The organism is Pseudomonas simiae (assembly GCF_000934565.1).
Lineage (GTDB): Bacteria > Pseudomonadota > Gammaproteobacteria > Pseudomonadales > Pseudomonadaceae > Aquipseudomonas > Aquipseudomonas simiae.
Window position 1 is genome coordinate 3,146,447 of the sequence record NZ_CP010896.1, and the last position, 24,129, is coordinate 3,170,575.

Annotated in this window: 22 protein-coding genes and 1 tRNA gene; 13 read left to right on the forward strand and 10 right to left on the reverse strand. The window is 59.8% G+C overall.

Translation table 11 applies throughout. From position 1 onward, the window contains the following. Positions 1–72: 72 nt before the first annotated feature. The 5 genes from PF1751_RS14065 (at position 73) to PF1751_RS14085 (ending at position 6,498) form a co-directional block, all read left to right on the forward strand. The gene (locus PF1751_RS14065) at positions 73–1,692 is read left to right on the forward strand and encodes an APC family permease (protein ID WP_044287236.1); all 1,620 of its coding nucleotides are present in this window, start codon (positions 73–75) and stop codon (positions 1,690–1,692) included. Between the two features lie 14 nt (positions 1,693–1,706). Next, positions 1,707–2,633, forward strand: coding sequence for a 4-hydroxyproline epimerase (locus PF1751_RS14070; RefSeq protein WP_044287237.1), 927 nt, complete (start codon positions 1,707–1,709; stop codon positions 2,631–2,633). 42 nt (positions 2,634–2,675) lie between these two features. After that, positions 2,676–3,623, forward strand: a complete 948-nt coding sequence (locus PF1751_RS14075; RefSeq protein WP_044287238.1) for a dihydrodipicolinate synthase family protein — start codon at positions 2,676–2,678, stop codon at positions 3,621–3,623. 61 nt (positions 3,624–3,684) lie between these two features. Continuing rightward, complete coding sequence (locus PF1751_RS14080) at positions 3,685–5,256, forward strand: aldehyde dehydrogenase (NADP(+)) (RefSeq protein WP_044287239.1); 1,572 nt, start codon at positions 3,685–3,687, stop codon at positions 5,254–5,256. A gap of 3 nt (positions 5,257–5,259) precedes the next feature. Then, positions 5,260–6,498 carry an NAD(P)/FAD-dependent oxidoreductase gene (locus tag PF1751_RS14085; protein WP_044287240.1) on the forward strand — a complete coding sequence of 413 codons (1,239 nt, stop codon included), beginning with the start codon at positions 5,260–5,262 and terminating at the stop codon, positions 6,496–6,498. A 20-nt stretch (positions 6,499–6,518) separates the two neighbouring features. Here the strand turns inward: PF1751_RS14085 and PF1751_RS14090 are convergent, their stop codons facing one another. Both PF1751_RS14090 and PF1751_RS14095 read right to left on the reverse strand, forming a co-directional pair. Beyond that, positions 6,519–7,526 (reverse strand): GlxA family transcriptional regulator, encoded by a 1,008-nt coding sequence (locus PF1751_RS14090; RefSeq protein ID WP_074900581.1) that lies wholly within the window; start codon positions 7,524–7,526, stop codon positions 6,519–6,521. Positions 7,527–7,840: 314 nt separating this feature from the next. Next, entirely contained in the window at positions 7,841–8,449 is a 609-nt protein-coding gene (locus PF1751_RS14095) for a LysE family translocator (RefSeq protein WP_010210272.1), read from the reverse strand. A gap of 664 nt (positions 8,450–9,113) precedes the next feature. Here PF1751_RS14095 and gcvA point away from each other — a divergent pair. The 7 genes from gcvA to PF1751_RS14135 all read left to right on the forward strand — a co-directional run bounded on the left by gcvA (position 9,114) and on the right by PF1751_RS14135 (position 15,880). Further along, entirely contained in the window at positions 9,114–10,019 is a 906-nt protein-coding gene (gene gcvA, locus PF1751_RS14105; RefSeq protein ID WP_021493078.1) for a transcriptional regulator GcvA, read from the forward strand. 75 nt (positions 10,020–10,094) lie between these two features. Beyond that, the gene (locus PF1751_RS14110; protein WP_044287241.1) at positions 10,095–10,922 is read left to right on the forward strand and encodes a DMT family transporter; all 828 of its coding nucleotides are present in this window, start codon (positions 10,095–10,097) and stop codon (positions 10,920–10,922) included. A gap of 30 nt (positions 10,923–10,952) precedes the next feature. Beyond that, entirely contained in the window at positions 10,953–11,714 is a 762-nt protein-coding gene (locus tag PF1751_RS14115) for an SDR family oxidoreductase (RefSeq protein ID WP_010210261.1), read from the forward strand. A 100-nt stretch (positions 11,715–11,814) separates the two neighbouring features. Then, the gene (locus PF1751_RS28055; protein WP_010210259.1) at positions 11,815–12,357 is read left to right on the forward strand and encodes a hypothetical protein; all 543 of its coding nucleotides are present in this window, start codon (positions 11,815–11,817) and stop codon (positions 12,355–12,357) included. Positions 12,358–12,391: 34 nt separating this feature from the next. Beyond that, on the forward strand, positions 12,392–12,646 hold the full coding sequence (locus PF1751_RS14125) for a hypothetical protein (RefSeq protein ID WP_010210256.1): 255 nt from the start codon (positions 12,392–12,394) through the stop codon (positions 12,644–12,646). A gap of 38 nt (positions 12,647–12,684) precedes the next feature. Then, the gene (locus tag PF1751_RS14130; RefSeq protein WP_021493073.1) at positions 12,685–12,918 is read left to right on the forward strand and encodes a hypothetical protein; all 234 of its coding nucleotides are present in this window, start codon (positions 12,685–12,687) and stop codon (positions 12,916–12,918) included. Positions 12,919–13,441: 523 nt separating this feature from the next. Further along, a complete protein-coding gene (locus PF1751_RS14135; RefSeq protein ID WP_044287242.1) occupies positions 13,442–15,880 on the forward strand; it encodes an AAA family ATPase in 2,439 nt (812 codons plus the stop codon). 348 nt (positions 15,881–16,228) lie between these two features. Here PF1751_RS14135 and PF1751_RS14140 read toward each other — a convergent pair. Together PF1751_RS14140 and pvdQ are read right to left on the reverse strand one after the other, a co-directional pair. After that, positions 16,229–16,302 (reverse strand) — tRNA-Cys (locus tag PF1751_RS14140). A gap of 212 nt (positions 16,303–16,514) precedes the next feature. Beyond that, positions 16,515–18,800, reverse strand: coding sequence for a bifunctional acylase PvdQ (gene pvdQ / locus PF1751_RS14145; RefSeq protein WP_044287243.1), 2,286 nt, complete (start codon positions 18,798–18,800; stop codon positions 16,515–16,517). Between the two features lie 236 nt (positions 18,801–19,036). Between pvdQ and PF1751_RS14150 the strand changes: the two genes are divergently transcribed. Further along, the gene (locus PF1751_RS14150) at positions 19,037–19,417 is read left to right on the forward strand and encodes a hypothetical protein (protein ID WP_010210251.1); all 381 of its coding nucleotides are present in this window, start codon (positions 19,037–19,039) and stop codon (positions 19,415–19,417) included. A gap of 6 nt (positions 19,418–19,423) precedes the next feature. On the opposite strand, the gene PF1751_RS14155 is transcribed toward PF1751_RS14150, so the two are convergent. The 6 genes from PF1751_RS14155 to PF1751_RS14180 form a co-directional block, all read right to left on the reverse strand. Then, on the reverse strand, positions 19,424–19,612 hold the full coding sequence (locus PF1751_RS14155) for a hypothetical protein (RefSeq protein ID WP_010210250.1): 189 nt from the start codon (positions 19,610–19,612) through the stop codon (positions 19,424–19,426). 111 nt (positions 19,613–19,723) lie between these two features. After that, positions 19,724–20,485 (reverse strand): ABC transporter permease, encoded by a 762-nt coding sequence (locus tag PF1751_RS14160; RefSeq protein WP_010210249.1) that lies wholly within the window; start codon positions 20,483–20,485, stop codon positions 19,724–19,726. After that, the gene (locus tag PF1751_RS14165) at positions 20,482–21,681 is read right to left on the reverse strand and encodes an ABC transporter substrate-binding protein (RefSeq protein ID WP_044287244.1); all 1,200 of its coding nucleotides are present in this window, start codon (positions 21,679–21,681) and stop codon (positions 20,482–20,484) included. The genes PF1751_RS14160 and PF1751_RS14165 overlap by 4 nt, the downstream gene beginning before the upstream one ends. Continuing rightward, positions 21,668–22,471: an ABC transporter ATP-binding protein gene (locus PF1751_RS14170; RefSeq protein ID WP_021493048.1), complete on the reverse strand. Its 804-nt coding sequence runs from the start codon at positions 22,469–22,471 to the stop codon at positions 21,668–21,670. The genes PF1751_RS14165 and PF1751_RS14170 overlap by 14 nt, the downstream gene beginning before the upstream one ends. Beyond that, on the reverse strand, positions 22,468–23,529 hold the full coding sequence (locus PF1751_RS14175; protein WP_010210245.1) for an acyl-CoA dehydrogenase family protein: 1,062 nt from the start codon (positions 23,527–23,529) through the stop codon (positions 22,468–22,470). Before PF1751_RS14175 ends, PF1751_RS14170 begins: the two co-directional genes overlap by 4 nt. Before the next feature lie 34 nt (positions 23,530–23,563). Continuing rightward, positions 23,564–24,124: a carboxymuconolactone decarboxylase family protein gene (locus PF1751_RS14180; protein WP_044287245.1), complete on the reverse strand. Its 561-nt coding sequence runs from the start codon at positions 24,122–24,124 to the stop codon at positions 23,564–23,566. Positions 24,125–24,129: the final 5 nt, after the last annotated feature.

A 24,129-nucleotide genomic window follows, 5' to 3' on the forward strand; every position in this document is an offset into this window, starting at 1 on the left:
TCGCGCCGCCGTCTGGAAGTTCACTGTATGGCCACTGCATGCCTATCCAATAACTCACAAGAAGGCGACGCTATGTCAGCTCAAGGCAAGTTCAAGAAACAGCTTTCCCTGATGGACCTGACCTTTATCGGGTTGGGTGCCATCTTTGGTTCGGGCTGGTTGTTCGCAGCCAGTCACGTGTCTGCAATTGCGGGTCCTGCGGGCATCATTTCCTGGCTCATCGGCGGGTTCGCGGTGCTGCTGCTGGGCATTGTGTACTGTGAGTTGGGCGCGGCATTACCGCGCGCCGGCGGCGTTGTGCGCTACCCGGTTTATTCACACGGCCCGCTGCTGGGCTATCTGATGGGCTTCATCACCCTGATCGCGTTTTCCAGCCTGGTGGCCATCGAAGTCGTCGCCTCGCGCCAATACGCCGCGGCGTGGTTTCCAGAACTGACCAAGGCCGGTTCCAGCGACCCGACGCCCCTTGGCTGGCTGGTGCAATTCGCCCTGTTGTGCCTGTTCTTCGTGCTCAACTACCGCAGCGTGAAGACCTTCGCCATCGCCAACAATCTGGTAAGCGTATTCAAATTCATCGTGCCGTTGCTGGTGATTGGTGTGCTGTTCACCTTCTTCAAACCGGCGAACTTCCAGGTCCAGGGTTTCGCGCCGTTTGGGCTGTCGGGCATCGAGATGGCGGTGTCGGCCGGCGGGGTGATTTTTGCCTACTTGGGGCTGACGCCGATCATCTCGGTGGCCAGTGAAGTGAAGAACCCACAACGCACGATTCCGATTGCTTTGATCCTTTCCGTGCTGCTGTCGACAGCGATCTACGTGTTGTTGCAAACCGCCTTCCTTGGTGGCGTGCCCACGGAAATGCTCGCCAACGGCTGGGCCGGGATCAGCAAGGAACTGGCGCTGCCTTATCGGGACATTGCCCTGGCGTTGGGCGTCGGTTGGCTGGCCTACCTGGTGGTGGCCGACGCGGTGATCTCCCCCAGCGGCTGCGGCAATATCTACATGAACGCGACCCCCCGTGTGGTGTATGGCTGGGCGCAGACCGGGACGTTCTTCAAGATTTTCACGCGTATCGATGAGAAATCCGGCATTCCCCGCCCGGCGCTATGGCTCACCTTCGCCTTGTCAGTGTTCTGGACCCTACCGTTTCCGTCCTGGGAAGCGCTGATCAACGTGGTGTCCGCAGCCTTGATCCTCAGCTACGCCGTGGCGCCGGTCACCGTCGCTGCACTGCGTCGCAATGCGCCACAGATGGCGCGGCCGTTCCGGGTCAAGGGCATGGCGGTGCTGGGTCCGCTGTCGTTCATCATCGCCGCGCTGATTGTGTACTGGTCCGGCTGGAACACGGTTTCCTGGCTGCTCGGCCTGCAGATCCTGATGTTCGTGGTGTACCTGCTGTGTGCCCGCTGGGTGCCAACCGCACACCTCAACATCAAGCAACAAGTGCGCTCGTCTGCCTGGCTGATCGGCTTCTACGCGGTGACCATCCTGCTCTCCAAGCTCGGCAGTTTCGGCGGCATCGGCGTGATCGGCCATCCGCTCGACACAATAGTCGTCGCGGCTTGCGCACTGGGCATTTATTACTGGGGCGCCGCGACGGGCGTACCGGCTCACCTGGTACGGCTGGAACACGAAGCCGATGAAAGCGAAGCGGTTGACGAGCCTCACGCCCCGCTGACGCCCGCGACCTACTGATTCAGGAGCATTTTATGAAGCGACTGCATGTGATCGACTCCCACACCGGCGGCGAACCGACGCGCCTGGTCATGAGCGGTTTCCCGGCGCTGAGCGGCGCCACGATTGCCGATCAATTGCACAGCCTGCGCACCGAGCATGATCAATGGCGCCGCGCCTGCCTGCTTGAGCCGCGTGGCAATGACGTACTGGTCGGCGCGCTGTATTGCGAACCCGTCACGCCGGGCGCGATCTGCGGTGTGATCTTCTTCAACAACGCCGGTTACCTCGGCATGTGCGGCCACGGCACCATCGGCCTGGTCGCGTCGCTGCACCACTTGGGACGCATCCAGCCCGGCGTGCACACCATCGACACACCCGTCGGCCCGGTTGCCGCAACGCTGCACGAAGACGGCGCCGTGACCCTGCGCAATGTGCCCGCCTATCGCCTGCACCAACAGGTGCCGGTGGAGGTGCCCGGCCACGGCGTGGTCTACGGCGATATCGCCTGGGGCGGCAACTGGTTTTTCCTGGTGTCGGACCATGGCCAACGCCTGCAGATGGACAACGTGGATGCGCTCACCGACTACACCTGGGCGATGCTCAAGGCCCTGGAAGCTCAAGGCATTCACGGTGCAGACGGCGCACTGATCGACCACATCGAGTTGTTCGCCGATGACGACCGGGCCGACAGCCGCAACTTCGTCATGTGCCCCGGCAAGGCCTACGACCGCTCGCCTTGTGGCACCGGTACCAGCGCCAAACTGGCCTGCCTGGCCGCCGATGGCACACTCAAGCCCGGCGAAACCTGGACCCAAGCCAGCATCACCGGCAGCCAATTCGACGGCCACTATGAATGGGACGGCGAGCGTGTACGCCCCTTCATCACCGGCAACGCCTACATGACCGCCGACAGCACCTTGCTGATCGACGAGCGCGACCCTTTTGCCTGGGGCATCTGAGCCCTCCCCTGTTTGTACTGAACGTTCCAAGGAGCTAGAACAATGAGCGACAACATCTTCACCGGCTGCATCCCCGCCCTGATGACCCCGTGCACCGCTGAGCGCAAGCCGGACTTCGACGCCCTGGTCGCCAAGGGCCGCGAGTTGATCGATATCGGCATGAGCGCCGTGGTGTACTGCGGTTCCATGGGCGACTGGCCGTTGCTCACCGAGGCCGAACGCCAGGAAGGCGTGGCACGTCTGGTGGCCGCCGGTGTACCGACCATCGTCGGCACCGGTGCAGTCAACAGCCGCGAAGCCGTGGCCCATGCCGCCCACGCCGCCAAGGTCGGCGCCCACGGCCTGATGGTGATTCCGCGCGTGCTGTCCCGTGGTGCATCCGCTACCGCACAAAAGGCGCACTTCTCGGCGATCCTCAAGGCCGCGCCAGACCTGCCGGCAGTGATCTACAACAGCCCCTACTACGGCTTCGCCACCCGCGCCGACCTGTTCTTCGAACTGCGCCGCGAACACCCGAACCTGATCGGTTTCAAGGAGTTCGGCGGCGGTGCCGACCTGCGCTACGCCGCCGAACACATCACCTCCCAGGACGATAATGTGACCTTGATGGTCGGCGTGGACACCCAGGTGGTACACGGTTTCGTCAACTGCAACGCCACCGGCGCCATCACCGGCATCGGTAACGCCCTGCCACGGGAAGTGCTGCAACTGGTGGCATTGAGCAAAAAGGCCGCCAAGGGCGATGCCAAGGCCCGTCGCCAGGCCCGTGAGCTGGAGGCTGCGCTGTCGGTGCTGTCGTCCTTCGATGAAGGCTGCGACCTGGTGCTGTATTACAAGCATTTGATGGTGTTGAACGGCGATCAGGGCTATGCCCTGCACTTCAACGAGACCGACGTACTCAGCGAGGCGCAACGCCGTTACGCCGAACACCAGTACGCGCTGTTCCGCCAGTGGTACGCCAACTGGTCTGCGGAACAGAACGTCGCCTGATGCCCTTGCGCGCCGCTGCGGTTCTCGCAGCGGCCACCCTCTTTTCTACCAGGACGATCCCATGACTCTGACGGGCAAGATGCTGATCGGTCAGCACGCCACTACCGGCAATCGCGAGGCGATCCGGGCGGTTAACCCCGCAACCGATACCCCCATGGAACCGGCCTATCCGGGCGGCGACCGCGAACATGTCGCCCAGGCTTGCGCCTTGGCGTGGGCGGCGTTTGATGGGTACCGCGAAACCTCGCTGGAAGCTCGGGCCGCCTTCCTTGAAGCCATCGCCGCGCACATTGAAGCCCTGGGTGATGAACTGATCGAGCGCGCCGTCGCCGAAACCGGCCTGCCACGTGCGCGTATCCAAGGCGAGCGCGGGCGCACTTGCGGCCAACTGCGCACCTTCGCCCGCACCGTACGCGCCGGGGAATGGCTGGATGTGCGGGTGGATCCTGCACAGCCGCAGCGCCAGCCTCTGCCTCGTCCAGACCTGCGCCAGCGCCATATTGCACTGGGCCCGGTGGCCGTGTTTGGTGCGAGCAACTTCCCCCTGGCCTTTTCCGTAGCGGGGGGCGATACCGCCTCCGCACTCGCCGCCGGTTGCCCGGTGGTGGTCAAGGCCCATGGCGCGCATCCGGGCACCAGTGAACTGGTGGGCCGGGCGGTGGCGCAGGCCATCCAGGCCTGTGGTTTACCCGAGGGTGTGTTTTCATTGCTTTACGGTTCGGGCCGCGAAGTGGGGATTGCACTGGTCACCGATCCGCGGATCAAGGCGGTTGGCTTTACCGGCTCGCGCAGCGGTGGCGTGGCGTTGACACAGGCGGCGCAGGCACGGCCCGAACCAATTCCGGTGTATGCAGAAATGAGCTCGATCAACCCGGTTTATCTGTTTCCAGCCGCGTTGGCGGCGCGCGGCGAAGGGTTGGCGAAAGGCTTCGTGGGGTCGTTGACCCAGGGTGCCGGGCAATTCTGCACCAACCCAGGCCTGGTGATTGGCGTACAAGGGCCTGCGCTGGATCGCTTCATCAGCACGGCCAGTGAGCTGCTGCCCACCTGTGCGGCGCAGACCATGCTGACCCCCGGTATTTTCAAGGCCTTCGATTCAGGCGTGACAGCACTGACTGAACACGCCAGGGTGGCGGCGAAGGGGTTGGCGGCACAAGGCCCCAACCAGGGCCAGGCTCACCTTTTCGTGACCCCGGCGAAGGATTTTTTAGCCAATGAACAGTTGCAGGCTGAAGTGTTCGGCGCAGCCTCATTGATAGTCGTTTGCGCCAGCAACGAAGAGATGCATCAGGTTTCCGAACACCTGGAAGGTCAACTCACCGCCACCCTGCATCTGGATGACGACGATTTGCCAAGCGCCAAAGCCCTGCTGCCGGTGCTTGAGCGCAAGGCCGGCCGCCTGTTGGTCAATGGCTGGCCGACGGGTGTGGAAGTCTGTGATGCCATGGTTCATGGCGGCCCATTCCCCGCCACGTCGGACTCACGTAGCACGTCGGTGGGCACGGCGGCGATCCAGCGGTTTTTGCGACCGGTGTGTTATCAGGACTTCCCCGATGCACTGCTGCCTGACGCGCTCCAGCACGGTAACCCTTTGCTGCTGCGGCGCCTGCTTGATGGCCAGAGGGAGGCGTAGGCCATGTCCGATCCCGATATCGTAGTGGTCGGCGCCGGTATCATCGGCGTCGCCTGCGCCCTGCAACTGGCGCGCCAAGGCCAGCAAGTGTGGGTGGTCGACCAACAGGAACCCGGCATGGGCGCGTCGTATGGCAACGCCGGGCACCTGGCGACCGAACAGGTGTTCCCCATCGCCGACCTGTCGATCCTCAAGCGGTTGCCCGGCATGCTGCTGGACCCCATGGGCCCGCTGCGCCTGGATTGGAAATACCTGCCGCACGCCCTGCCCTGGTTCTTGCGCCTGCTGTTGAACCTGCGCCCGGCGAGCTATCAGCGCACCGTGGCGGGAATTCGCACGCTCAATGAAGGCAGCCTGGGGGCGTGGCAGCGCCTGCTGCACAGCATCGGGCATCCGCAGTTGCTACGTGAGGACGGCTCGCTGCTGGTATTTGAGCGCGCGGATTCACGGGACGCCCTTAATGCCTTGCAGCAGCGCATGCAACAGCAGCAGGTGCCGGTGGATTTCTGGTCTGGCGACGCCATTCGCCAAGCCGCACCGCAGTTGAGCGACAACCTCCAGGGCGGGCTGTTTTTCCCAGGTACCGGGCACTTTCTAGATCCCTACCACGTGGTCTGCGAACTGGTGCACGCGGCCAAGGCCAGTGGTGTGCAATTTCTTAAACGCCAGGTGCTGGATGGCCGCGTCGACGCGCACGGCGTCTCACTCACCACCGATCAGGGACCGCTGAGCGCGCGCCAGGTGTTGATCGCCTGTGGCGCCCACTCGGCCAGACTGACCGCCGCCCTGACCGGCAAAAAAGTCCCACTGGACACCGAGCGCGGCTACCACCTGATGCTGCCCCATGAACACAATCGCCTGCCGTTTGCCGTCACCTCCCTGGAGCGCAAATTCATCATGACGCCCATGGCCGACGGGCTGCGCCTGGCTGGCACGGTGGAATTCGCCGGCCTTGATCGCCCGGCGAATATGGCGCGCGCCTGGCAGTTGCATCGGTTGAGCAAGGGGTTGTTTCGCGAGGAGTTGAGTGCAGAAGGTGCAACACCATGGATGGGATTTCGGCCGTCGCTGCCGGATTCACTGCCGGTGATTGACCGGGTGTGTGACGGCAAGGTGCTGCTTGCGTTTGGGCATCAGCATTTGGGTTTGACCCAGGCGGCGGTGACGGCCGAGTGGGTTGGGGCGTTGGCGAGGACGGGCCAAGCACCGTCAGTGGCGCCCTATCGCCTGGATCGGTTCTGACATCGCTTGTAGCGAGCAGGCTACTTGACCAACCGTTTCTCCTTCGAGGGGCGATAGCCGAAGTATGAGCTATAGCACTTGCTGAAATGACTCGGCGAGACAAATCCACAGGCCACCAGCACTTCAACCTGTGACAGCTCGGTGTGCTGCAACAGGCGACGCGCTTCGGTCACGCGCAGTTCCATGTAGTAGCGCTGCGGCGTGGTGCCCAGTTGTTCCTTGAACAACCGCTCCAACTGGCGCCGGGACCGGCCCGCGTAGACGGCGAGCTGATCCAGTTCCAGGGGTTCTTCCAGGTTGGCGTCCATCAGTTTCACCACTTCACGCAGGGGCGCGCTGACGCTGACGTTTTCCGTGGGTTTGATGCGCCGGTAGCGGGATTCTTCAAAGGCCAGGATGTCTTCGATGCCTTCGACCAATGCCTTGCCATGCAAACCTTTGATCCAATCCAGCGCCATATGGAAGGCACCGGACGGGCTTGAGGCGGTGAGGCGGTCGCGGTCAATCACGTAGGGTTCGCTGGTGACGTGGGTCGCCTTGGACACTTCAGCCAGCGCCGGGCGATGTTCCGGGTGGATGGCGCAGCGGTAGCCTTGCAACAACCCGGCACGCCCGAGGAACCAGGCACCGTTCCACAGGCCGGCGAGGCTGATGCCCTGCTCGGCGGCGCCGCGCAGCAGATGGATGAAGTCTTCGCTGGCCTTGAGTTCCGTGCGAAAGCCGCCGCAGATCACCAGCAGCTCAAGGTCTTGCAGGGCCGCCACGTCGATACGCGCATCGGGGCGGATCACCAGGCCAAGGTCGCTGATGACTTCGCCATCGTCACAGCCGAAGGTACGCGAGGCAAACAGGTCGGGACGCAGCAGGTTGGCGGTGACAAAGGTGTCGAGGGTCTGGGTGAATGCGGGCAGGGAAAAATGTTCGAGCAACAGGAAGCCAACGCGGGCAACCGACGCGGGCTGTGAGGTTTCGTTGAGGTAGCGCAGGTTCTTGCCTTTCATGCCACCGCTGAATTGACGTCTTTCCATCGAGGGTTGGCCCACTCTTATTGTTGATGCAATGGGCGCCATCTTAGGGGCAAATGCGTTGGCTGTCTCAGGCACTGATCTTGAAAATAACCCAAACGATCAAAGCCCCCGGCTTAACGGGGCCAGAGGTATCTGATACGGTTTTTTCTTTACTATCTGCATCTGTATCGAAACGCCACCTGGGCGGACAATAGCGCCATCCCAACTCCCTTCCCTCTGGAGGCCTTATGACCAAGATGGCACTTTTCCTGTTCGGCTTTTTGGTGTTGACCATCGGCATCGGCCTGCTGGCGACCATCTCGCCGGTCTGACATTCAGCCGGCAAACAGCATCGGGTACAACGACAGCACCAGCAACCCCGCCATCGCCCCATTGAACATCCGCAACCAGCGCGGCTCACGCAACACATTGCGCAAGCCGCTGCCGCACCCGACCCACACACAGACGCTGGGTAGGTTGACGACGGCGAACACCAGGGCGATCACCAGCACATTGGTCACATAACCTTCGGCCGGCGTATAGGTCGTGATTGCCCCCAGCGCCATGATCCAGGCCTTGGGGTTCACCCACTGGAACGCCGCTGCACCGAGGAACGTCATCGGCTTGCCCTGCTCATCAGAACTGTCGGACATGCCGCCCGCCGTCGCAATCTTCCACGCCAGGTACAACAGATAGGCCGCGCCCACGTAGCGCAACACACTGTAGGCCCACGGAAATACCTTGAACACTTCGCCCAGCCCCAGGCCCACCGAAATCACCAGCAGCATGAAACCAATGCTGATCCCCAGGGCATGGGGCATCGATCGGCGAAACCCAAAGTTCACGCCCGACGCAAGTAACATGGTGTTATTGGGCCCCGGTGTGATCGAGGACACGAAGGCAAACAGCACAAAGGCTGATAACAGGCTGGTAGACATGAACATAACGCGGCATCCAAACGCAGGGGTATGCCAGCGACAGTAGAGGGTTATGGCCTGCCCTGCCCCGTACAGCCACCTCACGATTGAGGCATACACTTTTTTTTGCCAAAGCTTTCACAAACCTTTCACAGACGGGGGCCTATGGTGAACCCAGCTCCTAACAAACATCCTTTTAGCCCGCGCTCCCCACGCGGGCTTTTCTTTGCCTGGGATTTCTCACGGCAAAAAAAAGAGGCAAGCCATTGCGCATGGCTTGCCTCCGGCTTCGGTTCCTTAGCGCGGACCGCCTCCTGGGCCAGGGCCACCGCCCTGACCATGTCCGCCACCATGCCCGCCGCCACCCCCCGGTGGCATGAATATCCAGCAGCCTGACAGGGTCGACAATAGCGCGACCACGACCGCCGCTTTGGTTAGATAACTCAACTTCATAACCACACTCTCTTACGTGACGAGATTGACTTCTCGCTGGGTAAGACAGCGCCAACTCAAGTGCGTCATGGCTATCGTGTAACCTGATGGTAGGGTTTGTAAGCCCGGCGGTACAAGGTGCCGTCAGTTCTGCGGCCGCTGCCAGGCTGTCCGGCTTTAATGAGAGCACACCTTTCAATTAGCATGAGCGTCCACTCATGGAAAAACTGATTGCCAGAAGGCTCGCCGGGACCCACCAATGAGAGATCTCCCCCCCACTGCCACGCTTCGCGCGTTCGAAGTCGCGACCCGACATGCGACGTTCACTTCAGCCTCAGAAGAGTTGCATGTGACCCAGAGCGCCGTCAGCCATCAACTCAAACACCTTGAGGACCTCTGGGGGTTACAACTCTTCCAGCGCGGCAAATCTTTGCGGTTGACCCCAGCCGGCGCCGCACTGGCGCCCATCGTGCGCGAGTTTTTCGTGAACCTGGAAACCACATTGACGGACCTTAGAGAACAAAAAGGCCGGGTTCGGCTCAAGGTCAGCACCACCTATTCTTTCGCTCTGAAATGGTTGCTGCCCCGGTTGCCAGGCCTGTCGCAGCAGCACCCGGAAATTCTGATCACGCTGGAAACCAGTGACAAAGCGATCAACTTTTCCAGCGCGGATTCAGATGTGGCAATTCGTCTGGGCAACGGTCATTACCCGGCCTTGCATTCGGAGTTCATGCTCAGGGAGCAAATTTTCCCGGTGGCCAGCCCTGACCTGCTTAACCGTTTTGGCGCCCCGCACGAGCCCGCCGAATTGTTGCGTTACCCGCTACTGATGCGTGACGGCGCAGACCTGGTGCCCAAGTGGGAAGCCTGGTTCGAGCACGTCGGCGTGAGCGTTGCGGCACTCAAGGAAAGCGTCAGGTTTGCTGACACCAACATGACCATAGAAGCGGCCTTGCTGGGTCAGGGCATCGCCTTGGCGCGTAGCGGCCACGTGGAGGCCGAAATCAACGATGGCAGCCTCGTGAGGTTGTTCGATGTGCCGTTTGCCTCACCGGTCGCCTATTTCTTTGTCTGCCCCAAAGGGATCGAAACCCAGCCTCACATCGTCAGCTTTCGCAACTGGCTGCTGGCGGAGTCGACTCAGGCCCAACAACACTATCGTTGACAGCATGAGCAATGACTCATGCCACGATGAAGGGACTTCGCTGTTGTCCAACCGCCAGCTTGCTTAACATGACGCATGCCCTTTCCTATCGTAATACTCGTCCTCTTCGCCGCCCTCTTGCACGCCAGCTGGAACGCGCTGCTGCGTGTCGGCGCCGACAGGCTTTGGTCGATGACCGTGATGTGTCTGTCGGTTGCCCTCGTCAGCATTGGCGTTGCGCTGTACCTTCCAGCGCCCGCCGCCGCCAGTTGGCCTTACGCCGCACTCTCGGGTGTCTTGCACGTCGGTTATAACCTGTTCCTGGTGCGCAGCTACAAAGTGGGTGATCTCGGGCAAACCTACCCGATCGCCCGCGGCTCCTCGCCCATTTTGATCACATTGTTCGCCTTGGCGTTTGCTGGCGAAACCCTCAGCACCAGCGCCCTGTTCGGCATTGCGCTGGTGTCGGGCGGCATTATTTCACTGGCCTTCAGGCAACGCAGGCTCGCGGTCCCCAGCTTGCCTTACGCCTTGGGCACGGGATTTTTCATCGCAGCCTACAGCGTGACCGACGGCATAGGCGCACGACTCTCCGGTGCACCGATGGCCTATACCGCGTGGATGTGCGCCCTCTGGGGCGTACTGATGCCACTGGTTTACATGGGCCTGCGCGGTGCCCGCAGCCTGTTTGCCCCGCGCCCGGGGCTCATCCCCGCCTTGATGGGTGGGCTGGTCTCACTGCTGGCCTACGGCATTGTGATCTACGCCATGTCTGAATCGCCGATGGGCTCGGTTTCCGCCTTGCGCGAGACCAGCGTACTGTTTGCGGCATTAATCGGTTATTTCTTCCTGGGCGAGGCACTGACTGTCCGCAAAGTCCTGGCGTGCGCGGTAATTGCCGCCGGCACGATGCTCATCGGCTAGATTCACCTCCCTCACAAAAAGGTTCAAGACATGGCTACCGGCTCTTCAGCTCCCCTGATTCTGATCACCGGCGGAAGCCGGGGTGTAGGCGCGGCAACGGCGCGGCTCGCGGCGGCGCAAGGCTACGACGTCGCCATCAGCTACATCAACAATGAGGCCGCCGCACTCGGCGTGGTGGCTGACGTGCAAGCGCTCGGACGACGCGCCTTGGCCATACGCGCCGACAGTGCCGACCCGGAACAGGTCGCGCATCTGTTCCGAGCCATCGACGAGACGTTCGGCCGCATCGACGTTCTGGTCAACAACGCCGCAATCATCGCGCTTCAATCGCGTTTTGAAGACCTCGACGTTGCGCGCATGCAACGCATCTTCGCGATCAATGCCATCGGCCCGATGCTCTGCGCGCAACAAGCCGTGAAGCGCATGTCGTTTCGACACAGCGGCAACGGCGGCAGCGTGATTAACGTCTCCTCGGGCGCCGCGCGGTTGGGCAGCCCCAACGAGTACGTCGACTATGCAGCGTCGAAGGGAGCACTGGAAACCTTCACCATCGGGCTGTCCAAGGAAGTCGCGCGCGAAGGCATCCGCGTCAATTGCGTTCGCCCAGGGCATATCTACACCGAAATGCACGCCAGCGGCGGAGAACCGGGTCGCGTGGACCGCGTCAAGGACAGCATCCCAATGGGCCGCGGCGGCGAGCCCGAAGAAGTCGCGCGGGCTGTGCTGTGGTTGGCGGGCGCGGAGGCGTCGTTTATTACCGGGACTTTTCTGGATGTAACTGGGGGCAAGTAAGGCATTTACACACGCGTGACCGGGAAGCCACACTGCCTCGCCAAGCAGCCAGCCAGAATAACTGCTGATCAATTTTCCAAGTAAAAAAACGGGAACCCTGATGGGAATTAAAGTCGCGACGCTAAAGGGAATTTGCTTGCTGACGATGGCAGCCACAGGATTCGACGCGCTTGCCGGAACGTCGGAACAGCGCTATCTGTGTAAGGCGCAAGAAACACTATTATTCGGATGCGACTCCGGGCCGAAGATGATCTCGATTTGCGCATCGCAAGGGTTCTCAGCGACAACCGGCTATGTGCAATACCGCTTTGGCACGCCCGGCAAAATCGAATTGACCTACCCCGAAACACCCAGCCCACCGAAGGGTCACTTCTGGCTCAGCTCCACGAGCTACTCAGGTGGCGGCGAGGCACATCTGCGCTTTACCAATCATGGGGTAACCTACGCGGTTTTCGACCGTATGGTGCGCACAAACTTTACCCCCGGAGAACCCAACGACCCCGAGATGAGCGAGGGAATAGTCGTGCGTCCGCAGGGAAAGAAAGCCACACGTCGACTCTGTACCTCTTCCGAAGGCGGGATTCGCCAGCAGGCTTACACAACCCTAGAGCGTGAAGACTTCGACGACAATCTCGTTCCGTAAGCGGGCGCTTGAACTGAAACGGCAGGCAGCATAAATGGATGAATTGATAAAAGGCCTCGACGGGCCCAGGACTGCTCAGCAGGAATTGTTTTACGACCTGGAGGATGCAGCGGCGGTGATTGGGTGGTCGGTGGTTGAGCTGACCACCTTGGCCGCCAGCGGCAAGACGCCGGATGAGGCGGCAGCATTGATGAAAGTCTGCGCGTTGCTGGCGGCGCAGCAGGAGAAAATTGGGGCGTATGCAGCAGAGGTTAAAGACCAGAGGATCGTCAGGGCCGAGGTCGGTTAAATACGCTGATTAACAGCGTTAAAAAAAGGAATGTGCGAATGCCATTTTCATTGGAAGAAAGAACAGCGCTGCTTGCCCTCAAGGGCGTAGGCCCCACCGTTGTGACTCGTTTGGAGCAGATGGGGATCGATTCGATGGATGTCCTGGGGAAAGCGGATGTCAGTGACATCCTGGCGCAGGCATCGGCGGCATTAGGGTCGACATGTTGGAAAAACAGTCCGCAGGCGCGAGCGGCGATAACGTCGGCGGTGGAGCTAGCGAAAAAGTCGTGAGAGCACGTTCGGCGTGGCGCAGATAACGGAGAGTGCAGTGCTTATTGTTAACGCGGGACTTGATGAGCGGGTTCCGACGAGCTGAATCGCCCTAGGATTCCTAGACTCATCGCAAGTGTCTGCCTCTGGCCGACTGCTGCCTGTCGCGAATAGCTGCAGTCGGCCGACTTTTGCCGTTTGTGACGGGCAGGAATCGGCCAAAAGCGGACAACGATAGAAAAATAAATCTGAGCTGGTTTCTTTTAGATGATGCGCATGTTGAAGATGCAGAGTGGCTAGCTGTTGTCGAGTTGCGTAGGACGCGCTTGACCACTCCCCAGATTGCCAAAAAACAGGAGTAGATCACTACAGTTGGGTTCGCGATGGTAGTTTTCGATTGCTACCGTCTTCACAAGCTGGTGTATTGGTCTACGTTGAGGAAGCAAAAGGCCACTACCTACTCAGAGTTCAAGGATGACGTGCGCCATATCTAAGGCCGCCCCTTGGCTTGTTCCCTAACGTTTCCTCTCCACGGATGCGAGACATGATTGAATCGATCACCCTTTCCGGCATAGCAACCTACAGCCCTGTAACCTCCGAAACGATTCAAAACCTGAAGGCTGTGAACTACTTCTACGGTGCAAACGGAGCAGGCAAGACAACGATCAGCAGGCTGATAAACAACCCAGCGCTATCAGCTACCTCCAGGGTCACGTGGGCGAAGGGCGATCCGATTCCGGCAATGGTCTACAACAACGATTTCATCGCTTCGAATTTCACTGACTCGAAGCAGTTCAAAGGTGTGTTCACGCTGGGCCAGGCCGAGCAGTCGCAACTTGATCACCTGGAAGAGCTCAAGAAGGAAAGAGACCGCCACGCGCTATTCAAAACCAGAGCGCAAGAAAACCTGAATGGTCCAGACGGTAAGAGCGGGAAGATCGCCGAAAAAAATGCCCTGGAAGAAAAACTGGTAGGACGGTGTTGGGAACAAAAGCAGAAGCACGATGATGAGTTTCACGGGGCTTTTAAAGGCCTAAGAAATAACAGGGAGGCCTTCAAAAATAGGGTTCTGCAGGAGAGCAAAAGCAACACCTCCCCGTTGGTTGATATCGAAGACCTGCGCAAACGCGCAAACGTACTTTATGGTGACGCACCATTACCCATGAATGCTGTCTCCGATCTTGACCTGTCTCGCTTGGTCGCGCTTGAGCAAAACCCTGTCCTAGGTAAGAAAATCGTCGGCAAAGAAGATGTCAATGTATCTGCGATGATCCAGCACTTGGGGAACAGTGACTGGATTAGACAAGGTATGAAGTACTTGGGCCATACCGACGATGACTGTCCTTTCTGTCAACAGAAATTGCCGCATGAGTTCGAAAAAAGCCTTGAGGATTATTTCGACGAAACATTCGAAGCTGAAACTAGAGCTCTTTCGCAGTTTCGGGATACTTATAACGCAATAGCAGATGGTCTGTTAGCCCAGGCTCAATCAGTCCTGGCCACGGATTGTTCGCATCTAGATAAAGAGAAACTTGATCTTGAATTGCAGGCCCTGAATGCAATCATGTTGGTGAACAGGCAACGCATCGAACACAAGGTGGCTAGCCCTAGTATTGACGTGGAGTTGGAAGGTCTTGCAGAAATTCCGCTTAGAGTTTCTGAGCTGATCAATTCAGCTAACCTCAAGGTATCTGAACATAATCGTCTTGTTTCCGGGTTCTCCGTTGAGCAGCATAAGTTAACAGATGCGGTGTGGCGGTATCTTCTGGATGTTGAGCTTAAGGACACTCTTGCTGATTACACTAAAGATGTGGGTCGCGTGGGCAAAGCAATTGATGGCATCACTGCAAGCGTTGATAAGGCAACGGTAGATATATCCACAGTTGACGCAGAAATTGCAAAGATTGAAACTTTGCTGACAAGTGTGAGACCTACTGTCATTGCGATCAATAAAATCCTGAAAGACTTTGGGTTTCGGAGCTTCTCCCTAGATCCTGCGTGTGCCGATAATTCATATCGCCTGATCAGAAGCGATGGAACTGATGCTAAAGCAACGCTCAGCGAAGGCGAAAAGACCTTCGTTACTTTCCTGTACTTCTATCATTTGCTTAGGGGAAGTATCTCGACCTCAGGTATCAGTACTGATCGAATAGTCGTCATTGATGACCCGGTTTCAAGCTTGGATAGCGATGTGTTGTTCATCGTGAGCAGCTTGATCAAAAAGCTCTTTCACGAGGTTCGCCAGAAGGGGAACAACCTAAAACAGGTCTTTGTCCTGACCCATAACGTCCACTTTCATAAAGAAATTACCTTTAACCCCCAGAGGGCTGGAGATGCTTCTATTAAGGATGAGACGTTTTGGGTAGTACGCAAGCCCGATCATTTCTCGAAGATTGAAGGCTTTGAGAACAATCCGATTAAGACGTCCTATCAGTTGCTATGGGCAGAGTTGACGAAAAAACCATTGCCGGCGCTTACCATTCAAAATACCATGCGTAGGATTTTGGAGAACTACTTCAAAATTTTAGGAAACATAGATACGCATATCATCATCGACAAGTTCGAAGGCCAGGAGAAGGTTCAGTGTCAATCATTAATTAGTTGGGTTAACGACGGATCCCACTATTCGCCAGATGATCTATACGTGGCAATAAGCGATGGTATGGCACACAGCTATATGAAGATCTTCTTCAAGGTCTTTAAGGCTATGGAACATATGCCTCATTATAAAATGATGATGGGACGAGACTTTGTTGATTTAGATCCTGTAGAGGATGAGCCAGAAGATGAGAAGTTGTTCGGAATTACTGGCGGCACTGCAGTTGGGGAGGATGCACTTATCGTTGTTTCCGGGGAGTCTGGTAACGTAGGCGCTGTCGAGCCATTGCGCACTGCTGCGTCCTTGGTGATCCCCATTGTAGCGCAGTCTCCTAAGCCATTCTCAGCTGGGGCCGATGGTTCGGATACTGATATCCCATTCTGAGTCGCTTGATCATGAGCTGGCGTGCTTGGTGGTACGCCGGTTCAAGAGCTTCTGCCTCGGTCTGATAATCGCCATATCTATATGAGTTATCCCCGGCTCTGTAGGCGCCTCTAAATCTCAAAATAGAGCCTTGGTGAACGTCCGCTTCTGGCCGTTAGTGGACGCTCAGGTTCTTTAGTCTCAAGCACAATCCCACGTCCAATCGAGGAGAGGCCTACTGATAGCGCGTCTCAGATTTCCCGACAAAAAGGTAGGGCTACGGAAGCGATCCGAAAAATTGCGGAAGCGATGCCCAAATCGCAGCCAATAAAAAACCCCGTAGACGTTAATCTACGGGGTTTCTAAGAGTGGAGGCCGAGGTCGGAATCGAACCGGCGTAGGCGGATTTGCAATCCGCTGCATAACCATTTTGCTACTCGGCCTCAAACGATCAATGTCCTGACTGCTGACACTCACCGCGTAAAAACTTGAGTGGGCGGTAAAGCCCTGCCTCTACTCTAACTCATTGAATACATTGAAGTTTTTAATGCTTCGATGCGTTCGATGGGCGCCATTATGTACGTATTTGCCAATGCGTGCAACCCCTTGATTTCAAAAATATTTCGTATTGGCATCAAGGGGTTGCGTGGCTGCCCTACTCTTTGATGTGCAGGTGTTGGTACTGCGGGTCGGCCTTGATTTGGGCTTCGGTGAACGGCAGCGGGCTGAGTTTTTTCTGGGAAAAGGCTTGGGTCTGGTCCTTGGCGTGTTTGGACGCTGGGTTGCTCGACTCGGAGAACGCGAGTACGCCTTGGGCATGGGGCCCCTGGTCGTCGAAGGTGACGATTTGCAGGTAGCTGGTGCCGCTGACGACTTCGCGCTTGCCGTCGTCGCGGGGTACGGTTTGCATGGCGTTGTAGATCCCCAGTTCCTGCGGCCCGCCGTGGATCGGGGTTTGGCCGGAGACTTGGAGGTCGCCCCAAGTGCTGTTGGCAGTCAGGCCGAGTTTGGCGACGTCGGCGGTGGACGCCAGCATGGCCTCGCGCAGGGCTTTGGCGACATCCGTGCGGTCGATGGCGAGGCCGCGTGGGGTGGTGAGGGGCTGAGCCGGGTCGAAGGCGACACGCCAGGCGTCGGGGATCTGCTGCAGGTGCTCCACCAGGTTGATGAAGTGCACCAGGCCGATGCCGCTGTCGAGGTTGGCGCGTTGGTCCCAGCTTTTCAAGCGGGCGCACAGGGGCTGCAGGGTGGTGGCGTCGGCATCGAGGTGTGTGGCGCAGAAGGCGAGCAGGTCCGGCATGACTTGGCCGGCCAGGTACACCTCGTTGTCCATCACCATGTTTTGCAGGTCGGTGACGCTGATCGGTTTATCCAGGGACTGCAGGCGCTGCAGGGCAAAACGCGCACGCGGGCCGAGGCCGATGTGGTCCTGGCTGATCACTGGGGAGAACCCGGTGAGCGGCGCCTTGGGGTTGGCCAGCCAGGCCGAGTCGTTGGAGTGCTGCACGAAGTCGGTACGTTGCAGCTGCGGCAACTGATCGGCCGGGAAGATGCCGGCCTGCGCGGCGCGCGGGTCGACGTCCCAGGCGCAGGCGCTGTGGGCGCCGTCGAGCATGATCATCTGCAGGCCGGCGCGTGGGTCGCTGCATTGCGCGAGCTTGGCCGCGCTGACGTTGGGCACCACCGACTGGTTCATGTACAGGCTCTGGCCCTGGTCGTCGGCGGCCACGGTGTTGACCCATGGTATGCCTTGCAGGGTGTGCACCGAGGTTTTCAATTGGTCGAGGCTGCCGGCGCGGTTCATCGCGTACCACTGTTGCAGCACGCGGTCGTTGCCGAGGTTGGCGTCACGCAAGCTGAAGGCGTAGCGGTTGTCCCAGTCGAGTTTGCCCGGCCATTGCACCACCGGGCCGAATTGCGAGCTATAGACGGTGTGCGACTGCCCCTTGAGGCTGCCATCAGCTTGTTTAACCTGCACCGTCACCGTGGTTTTATCCATGGCAACGGATTTGCCATCGAGCATATAGCGCGTGGAATCCTTCGGGTCCAGGGTCAGGCGATACAGGGTGAAGTGTTTGGACGTGTCCACGGTGTGGGTCCACGCCACATGCTGGTTGAAGCCGATATTGATCACCGGCAACCCCGGCAGCGCGGCGCCCATGACATCCAGTTGGCCGGGGATGGTCAGGTGCATTTCATAAAAGCGCATTCCGCCCACCCACGGGAAGTGCGGGTTGGCCAGCAGCATGCCGCGTCCATTGAACGAGCGATCACGGCCCACCGCCACCGCGTTACTGCCGCGATCGAAGGCGAAGCGTTGCTGATTGGCGGCGGCCAGTTCAAAGGCCTGGGCGTTGGTCGCTACACCGGTGGTGGTTTGGGGCGGCGTCGCGCCGACCAGGGCTTCAGCGAATTGGCCGACACCACCTTCCACCAATAGCCTACGGGTCAGCTTGACCAAGTCTTCAGGCACCAATGGCCGCACCCACGCGGCCTGGCACTGTGCCGGAGCGCCCTGCTCTTTCAGGTAGCGGTTGTAGCCGGCCACGTAACCTTCGATGCGCTGCTGGATCTGCGGGCTCTGCGCCTTCCAGAACGCGGCGACCGATTCCGGCGTATTCAGCCACGTGAAGAAGACGTCACTGGCCAGGTTGTTGCGCGCTTCGAGGGTCACCTGCTCGGCGCCGAAGAACGTGGCGCGCTCGCCATTTACCGTGACCACTTCATTGGCCAGCAGGCACAGGTTGTCCTGGGCGTAGGCGTAGCCAATGCCGAAGCCCAGGCCACGCTCATCGTTGGCGCGGATATGCGGCACGCCGTAACTGGTGCGACGGATATCCGCCGAGGCTTGCGTCACCTGTTCCCGCGCCGAAGCAGCCAGGCTCAACCCCAGCAACACTCCGACCATACCTACCCTGGACAACCCATTGGAAATAATCACGCAGACTCCACCGTCAGATTTAACCGTCTCACAAGGGGTAATAACCCCACCGTAAGAACGCAAACCAGCAGGGATAATTTAGCGCGAGGGGCGTTTATTTAAGGCGGCGCGAATGTGACAAAACCGATACCGACAAAATTTCTACATTCGGGACTTCATGATTTTGCTCGCTCGTTCGTCTTATTAACCAAGAGCGCTCATTTTTTCCTGATCAGGCTCTGATAAGGAGTTTTTGCATGTATAACCCGCAAGTGCCCACGGATGGACATTCACCGGCTGCCGAGACCCGTTTTGGCAACGGCGCACAAGCATTCGACAAATCGCCCGAACAGCAAGGCAACCAGCGTATCCGCCACCTGCTCAAGTGTTTTGGCTTGCGCACCAGCCTGATCCGGCTGAAGGTCATCGACGCCCTGCTCACCGCCGCCGACAACCAGCGCACCCTTGGGGTACGCGGTGTGCACAGCCATCTGCTTGAGCTAGGCATCCCGTTGTCGTTTCTCAGCGTGCGCGAGGTGCTCAAGCGCCTGTGCAGCGAGGGCGTGATCACCCTCAATGCGGATAAAACCTACACGCTCCATGAAGAGGCTGCCAAGGTGCTCGAAGGCCGGGCCTGACCCCCTTTAGAGCTTGACCTTGCGGCGCATGATGCCGTTGATCACCACCACGACCACTGCAACGGCAATGGCGATAGTCTGGAACGTCTTCTCACTGATGACCCCGGTGTTCTGCAAATAGGACAGGCCAAACATCGTCGCCAATACGGCCAGGGCAATCAGAATCGAATATTTCAAACGTTGCTTTTGTGTCATGACGGGTTCCTGAACCTGAAAAATGAAGCGCCGAACCTGCCCTGCACCCCAGGGTAAACAGGTCCGACAGGCGCTCATGTTACAGGCGATGAAAAACTTTGGCTCGGCCAATCAGCCAGTGTGCACCCAACGCTGGTGCAGCCAGCGCGCCAAGGCATCCAGCGCAAAACCCAACAGCCCGATCAGCAACACCATCGCCATCAGCTCCGAGTAAGCCAGCCGATCACGGGTATCGAGAATGTAATAGCCCAGCCCGGCACTGACCCCAAGCATTTCGCAGGGCACCAGCACGATCCACAAAATGCCGATGGCCAGGCGTACGCCGGTCAGCACGTGCCCGACCACACCGGGAATGATCACCCGGCGCAAGGTTTCCCAGCGCGTCGCACTCAAGCTGCTGCTCAGTTGCAGCCAACGCGGGTCCAACTGGCGCACGCCGGCAGCGGTGTTGAGCATGATCGGCCAGACGGCGGCAAACGCCAGCAGGAAATAGATCGGCTGGTCCCCTACCCCCATCAGCATCACCACGATGGGCATCCATGACAGCGGCGAAATCATGCGCAGGAATTGAAAGGCCGGCGTGGTCGCCGCTTCCAGCTTGCGCGAACTGCCGACCACCAACCCCAGCGGAACACCCACCAGTAACGCCAGGAACAACCCGACGAAGATGCGCTTGAGGCTCACCGCAATGTGCAGATACAGCTCACCGCGCCCCAGCAATTCCCACAAGCTCGTGAAGGTCGCGGCCACGGAAAAACGCGCAGACAACCCGTCAGTCGCGCCAAACACCTTCACCCCCAGCCACCAGAGCAACAACAACCCCGCCAGGCCACTCAGCCCGAGCAACCAGCCCGGGAGTTCACGGTTGTTCAAGCGCCGATCTCCTCATGCCGCTCGTAGCCGTCCGGCAAACCAAAGGTCTTCATGCCGCCCACAGCCTCGATAGCGTTACGCACGAAGCGGTCGTCCACCAAGTCCTTGGCGACGAATGCCGGGTCCAGGTCGGCGAGGAATTTCTTGTCGCCCTCGATCAGCGTGTCCTTCAGGCGACGTACCAGCTCCTCGGTGTAGCTGGGGAATGGGTAAGGTTGGAAATCGATGCGGTGTTCATCCCAATTCCCGTGCTGGATAGCACCGTCGGCCAGGTAAGCTGCGCGGTCGCCGGCAGCCGGCGCCAGCACCTTGCTCAATACCGGCTCGGCATGCGGGGTGTAGCGGTTCGGGCCGTCCTTGGACAGCAGCTTCACCGCCTCTTCGCGGTTGTCGCGGGTCCAGACCTGCGCCTTGACGATGGCGTTCACGACTTTCTGCGACCACTGCGGACGATTGGCCAAGTCGTGTTCGTGCATGAACACCACGCAGCACGCATGGTTGCGCCACACATCGCCGGTAAAGCGCTGCACACGGCCGACCTTGAGGTTTTCCGCCAGGGCATTAAACGGCTCGGCGACGATATAGCCGTCGATACGCTGGCTGGCCAGGGCCGGTGGCATGTCCGAAGGCGGCAACACAATCAGGTTGACCTCATTGGCCGCAATCACACTGCCCGCCGCCCGCGCCACGGGCGTGAGGCCGTTGTCGCGGAACAGCTGCTGCACCACCACGTTATGGATCGAATACCAGAACGGAATCGCCACCGATTTGCCGCCCAGTTGTTTCACGTCGGTAATGCCCGGCGCCACGGTCAAACCTGAACCACCCACATGGTTCCACGCCACGACCTTGGCCGGAACCTTGCTGCCGTAGCGCGCCCACACGGTCATCGGCGACAGCAGGTGAATCACATTGACCTGGCCCGAGATGAACGCCTCGATCACCTGCGCCCAACTGCGCAGCAGCACCGGGCGCTCGGCCTTGATGCCCTCGGCTTCGAACAGGCCGTTGTTGTGCGCCACCAACAGCGGCGTGGCGTCGGTGATCGGCAGGTAGCCGATGCGTACGGGCGCGTCCGGCTCACTGGCTGCGCGGGCTTGCAAGCTGCTGAGCAGCGGTAAGGCGCCGGCTGCGCTGAGCACGGCGGAGAGTTTGAGAAAATCGCGGCGCGAGTGGGTCAGGTCATCCAGGCACATGGGCAGGCTCCAGCAGATCAAGGGGGTTGGATTGAGGGCGGCTCGCCTGCCGTAAGGTTTTAAGGATGTCGATACGCAGCGCGCCAATGGCCTCCACCTGTTCTTCCCGTGGTTGCGGCAGGTCGATCAGCCACTCGCCTAACGTCCGCGCCGGGCGGTTACCCAGTAGCAGGATGCGATCGGACAGTAGCAGCGCTTCGTCAATGTCATGGGTGATCAGTACGGCCGCCGAGCCTTGCTCGCGGTTGACCTTGAGCAACAGATGCTGCATGTCGGCGCGGGTCACTTCGTCCAGGGCGCCAAAGGGCTCATCCAGCAACAGCACCTGGGGCTGGCGCGCCAGGCAACGGGCCAATGCAGTGCGTTGGGCCATGCCGCCGGACAGTTGCGCCGGGAACTGCTGGCGCGCGTGTTCCAGGCCGACAGCCGCGATGGCATGGTCGATTCGGCGGCGGCGCTCGTCATGATCCAGATGCGGCTGACGGGCGAAATCCAGGCCGAAGGCGACGTTCTTTTCCAGGTTCAGCCAGGGCAGCAGGCTCGGGTCCTGGAACGCTACCGCTACGCGCGGATGAGGGCCATTCAAGGGCTCGCCCAACACGCGCACACTGCCGCCCTGCGGTGCCTGCAGACCGGCAAGCACCCGCAACAGGCTGGACTTGCCCACACCGCTGGGGCCGAGGATCGACACCACTTCGCCTGGCTGCAAGTGCAGGTCAAAGCCCTGCAACACCGGCCCACTGGCATACCCCAGGCAAATCCCCTGGGCGCTTAATACGGCATGTGTCATAGGTTGGCCTGACGCTGCAGCTCAGTACGCAATTGCACCAGGCTTGGGGTCACGATCGGCACAAACGCCGACTCGCGCCACCGCCGCGCAAAACCACTGCCGTGCGCCGTGAGGTAGGCCTTGCCGCCGCTGGCTTGCAACTCCAATTGCACGGCGCTGGCGGCGGTCTCCGCCAGGGCGATGCGCAGCTTGAACAACGGCACCGGTTCGGCGGCAAAACGTCCGGCGCGCAGACCGCTTTTCAAATCGCTGACCAACTGATCCAGGGTCGCGCGCAGGGTTTCCAGCTCTTCGCGAAGCACCGTGCGAGTCGCGCCCAAATGGTTGGCGACTTCCGCCAGGGAACGGCGCGTCAATCCGATGGACATCCCGCACTGCAAGCCCAGAAACGCCGGACGCACCGCTGGCAGGAATTTGCGTGCGTCTTCATGCAGCAACCAGTCGCGGCTCAGCTCCACGCCTTCCAGATCCAGTGCGGCCGTGTTGCTTGACTGCAAGCCGAGCAGATCCAGGTCGCCAGAACGCTGCAAGCCCGCCACCGAGTCAGGGATCGCCAGGATAAACGGCGCGCCACCCTCCGCCAGCTCGACGGCGGCCGCCGCGACAAAACCGCTCCTGCGCAGGTTGGTCACCCAATGCAGGCGGCCGTTGAGGGTCCAGCCATCGTTGAACGGTTCGGCGCTGATCTGCAAGGTCTCGATGCCCGACAAGAACTTCATCGCATTTGATAGCCCCGTCGCCCCCGCCAGCTTGCCGCTGAGCAAATCCGGCAGCAGCTGTTCACGCAGCCGCGCATTCGGACTGTGGAGCAAATATTCGATAAACGAGCGCTGGCCCCAGCACACGAATGCCGCCGCCAGGGAATGACTGGCAACGTTGGCAATGGCTTCCACCGCCCCCGTCACATCGCCGCCCAGGCCGCCCAGTTGAGTCGGCACGCCGATACGCAATACGTTGGCCTCTGCCAGCCGTGGCAGCACTTCCTGTGGATCGCAACTGCCCACGTCCAAGGCTTGCGCCTGGACATCGAGCCAACGGCTCAAGATTGGGTCAAGCATTCCTGTTTCTCCTTTTGCAGCAGGTGGACCCACTTCAGCTTGCCGGTTTTTCCCAACGGTATTGCGCCAGCTCCGGGTTCAACGGGGTACGCGCAAACACGTTAGCGAAGTTGCACAGGGTGGCCAGGCTCACACTCAGGATAACCTCCAGGGCCTGGCCTTCGGTGTAACCGGCGGCGCGGAACGCTTCGAAGCCTGCGTCACTGACATCGCCACGGGTGGCGATCACTTCACGGGTGAACGCGGCGAGTGTCTCATAGCGGGCGTTGGGCAGTTCGCCGCGCTGGCGCAGGGCGTCGATGACCTCTTCAGGCAGTTTGGCTTTGTTACGCGCCACCGCAGTGTGGCCGGCCACGCAGAAATCGCAGCCGTGGGTGGTGGCGGCAATCAGTTGCACCACTTCGCGATCGGCCAGGCTCAATTCGGCCTTGGCGTTCAAGCCGGAAACGGTAATGTAGGTTTCCAATGCAGCCGGGGCATTGGCCAACACCGCAAGCAGATTAGGAATGAAGCCGGAGCCCTTCAGTGCATTTTCCAGAAAAGGCTTGGCCGCTTCAGGCGCAGTTTCAAGGGTGAGCAAGGGTACACGGGACATGGAGG

Coding starts and splice junctions, on each gene's coding strand:
- PF1751_RS14090 (WP_074900581.1), bottom strand. CDS start 7,526: ATGGAAAGACGTCAATTCAGCGGTGGCATGAAAGGCAAGAACCTGCGC.
- PF1751_RS14110 (WP_044287241.1), top strand. CDS start 10,095: ATGCCCTTTCCTATCGTAATACTCGTCCTCTTCGCCGCCCTCTTGCAC.
- PF1751_RS14075 (WP_044287238.1), top strand. CDS start 2,676: ATGAGCGACAACATCTTCACCGGCTGCATCCCCGCCCTGATGACCCCG.
- PF1751_RS14065 (WP_044287236.1), top strand. CDS start 73: ATGTCAGCTCAAGGCAAGTTCAAGAAACAGCTTTCCCTGATGGACCTG.
- PF1751_RS28055 (WP_010210259.1), top strand. CDS start 11,815: ATGGGAATTAAAGTCGCGACGCTAAAGGGAATTTGCTTGCTGACGATG.
- PF1751_RS14150 (WP_010210251.1), top strand. CDS start 19,037: ATGTATAACCCGCAAGTGCCCACGGATGGACATTCACCGGCTGCCGAG.
- PF1751_RS14130 (WP_021493073.1), top strand. CDS start 12,685: ATGCCATTTTCATTGGAAGAAAGAACAGCGCTGCTTGCCCTCAAGGGC.
- PF1751_RS14175 (WP_010210245.1), bottom strand. CDS start 23,529: ATGCTTGACCCAATCTTGAGCCGTTGGCTCGATGTCCAGGCGCAAGCC.
- PF1751_RS14125 (WP_010210256.1), top strand. CDS start 12,392: ATGGATGAATTGATAAAAGGCCTCGACGGGCCCAGGACTGCTCAGCAG.
- PF1751_RS14165 (WP_044287244.1), bottom strand. CDS start 21,681: ATGTGCCTGGATGACCTGACCCACTCGCGCCGCGATTTTCTCAAACTC.
- PF1751_RS14180 (WP_044287245.1), bottom strand. CDS start 24,124: ATGTCCCGTGTACCCTTGCTCACCCTTGAAACTGCGCCTGAAGCGGCC.
- PF1751_RS14155 (WP_010210250.1), bottom strand. CDS start 19,612: ATGACACAAAAGCAACGTTTGAAATATTCGATTCTGATTGCCCTGGCC.
- PF1751_RS14115 (WP_010210261.1), top strand. CDS start 10,953: ATGGCTACCGGCTCTTCAGCTCCCCTGATTCTGATCACCGGCGGAAGC.
- PF1751_RS14135 (WP_044287242.1), top strand. CDS start 13,442: ATGATTGAATCGATCACCCTTTCCGGCATAGCAACCTACAGCCCTGTA.
- PF1751_RS14170 (WP_021493048.1), bottom strand. CDS start 22,471: ATGACACATGCCGTATTAAGCGCCCAGGGGATTTGCCTGGGGTATGCC.
- PF1751_RS14085 (WP_044287240.1), top strand. CDS start 5,260: ATGTCCGATCCCGATATCGTAGTGGTCGGCGCCGGTATCATCGGCGTC.
- PF1751_RS14095 (WP_010210272.1), bottom strand. CDS start 8,449: ATGTTCATGTCTACCAGCCTGTTATCAGCCTTTGTGCTGTTTGCCTTC.
- gcvA (WP_021493078.1), top strand. CDS start 9,114: ATGAGAGATCTCCCCCCCACTGCCACGCTTCGCGCGTTCGAAGTCGCG.
- PF1751_RS14080 (WP_044287239.1), top strand. CDS start 3,685: ATGACTCTGACGGGCAAGATGCTGATCGGTCAGCACGCCACTACCGGC.
- PF1751_RS14070 (WP_044287237.1), top strand. CDS start 1,707: ATGAAGCGACTGCATGTGATCGACTCCCACACCGGCGGCGAACCGACG.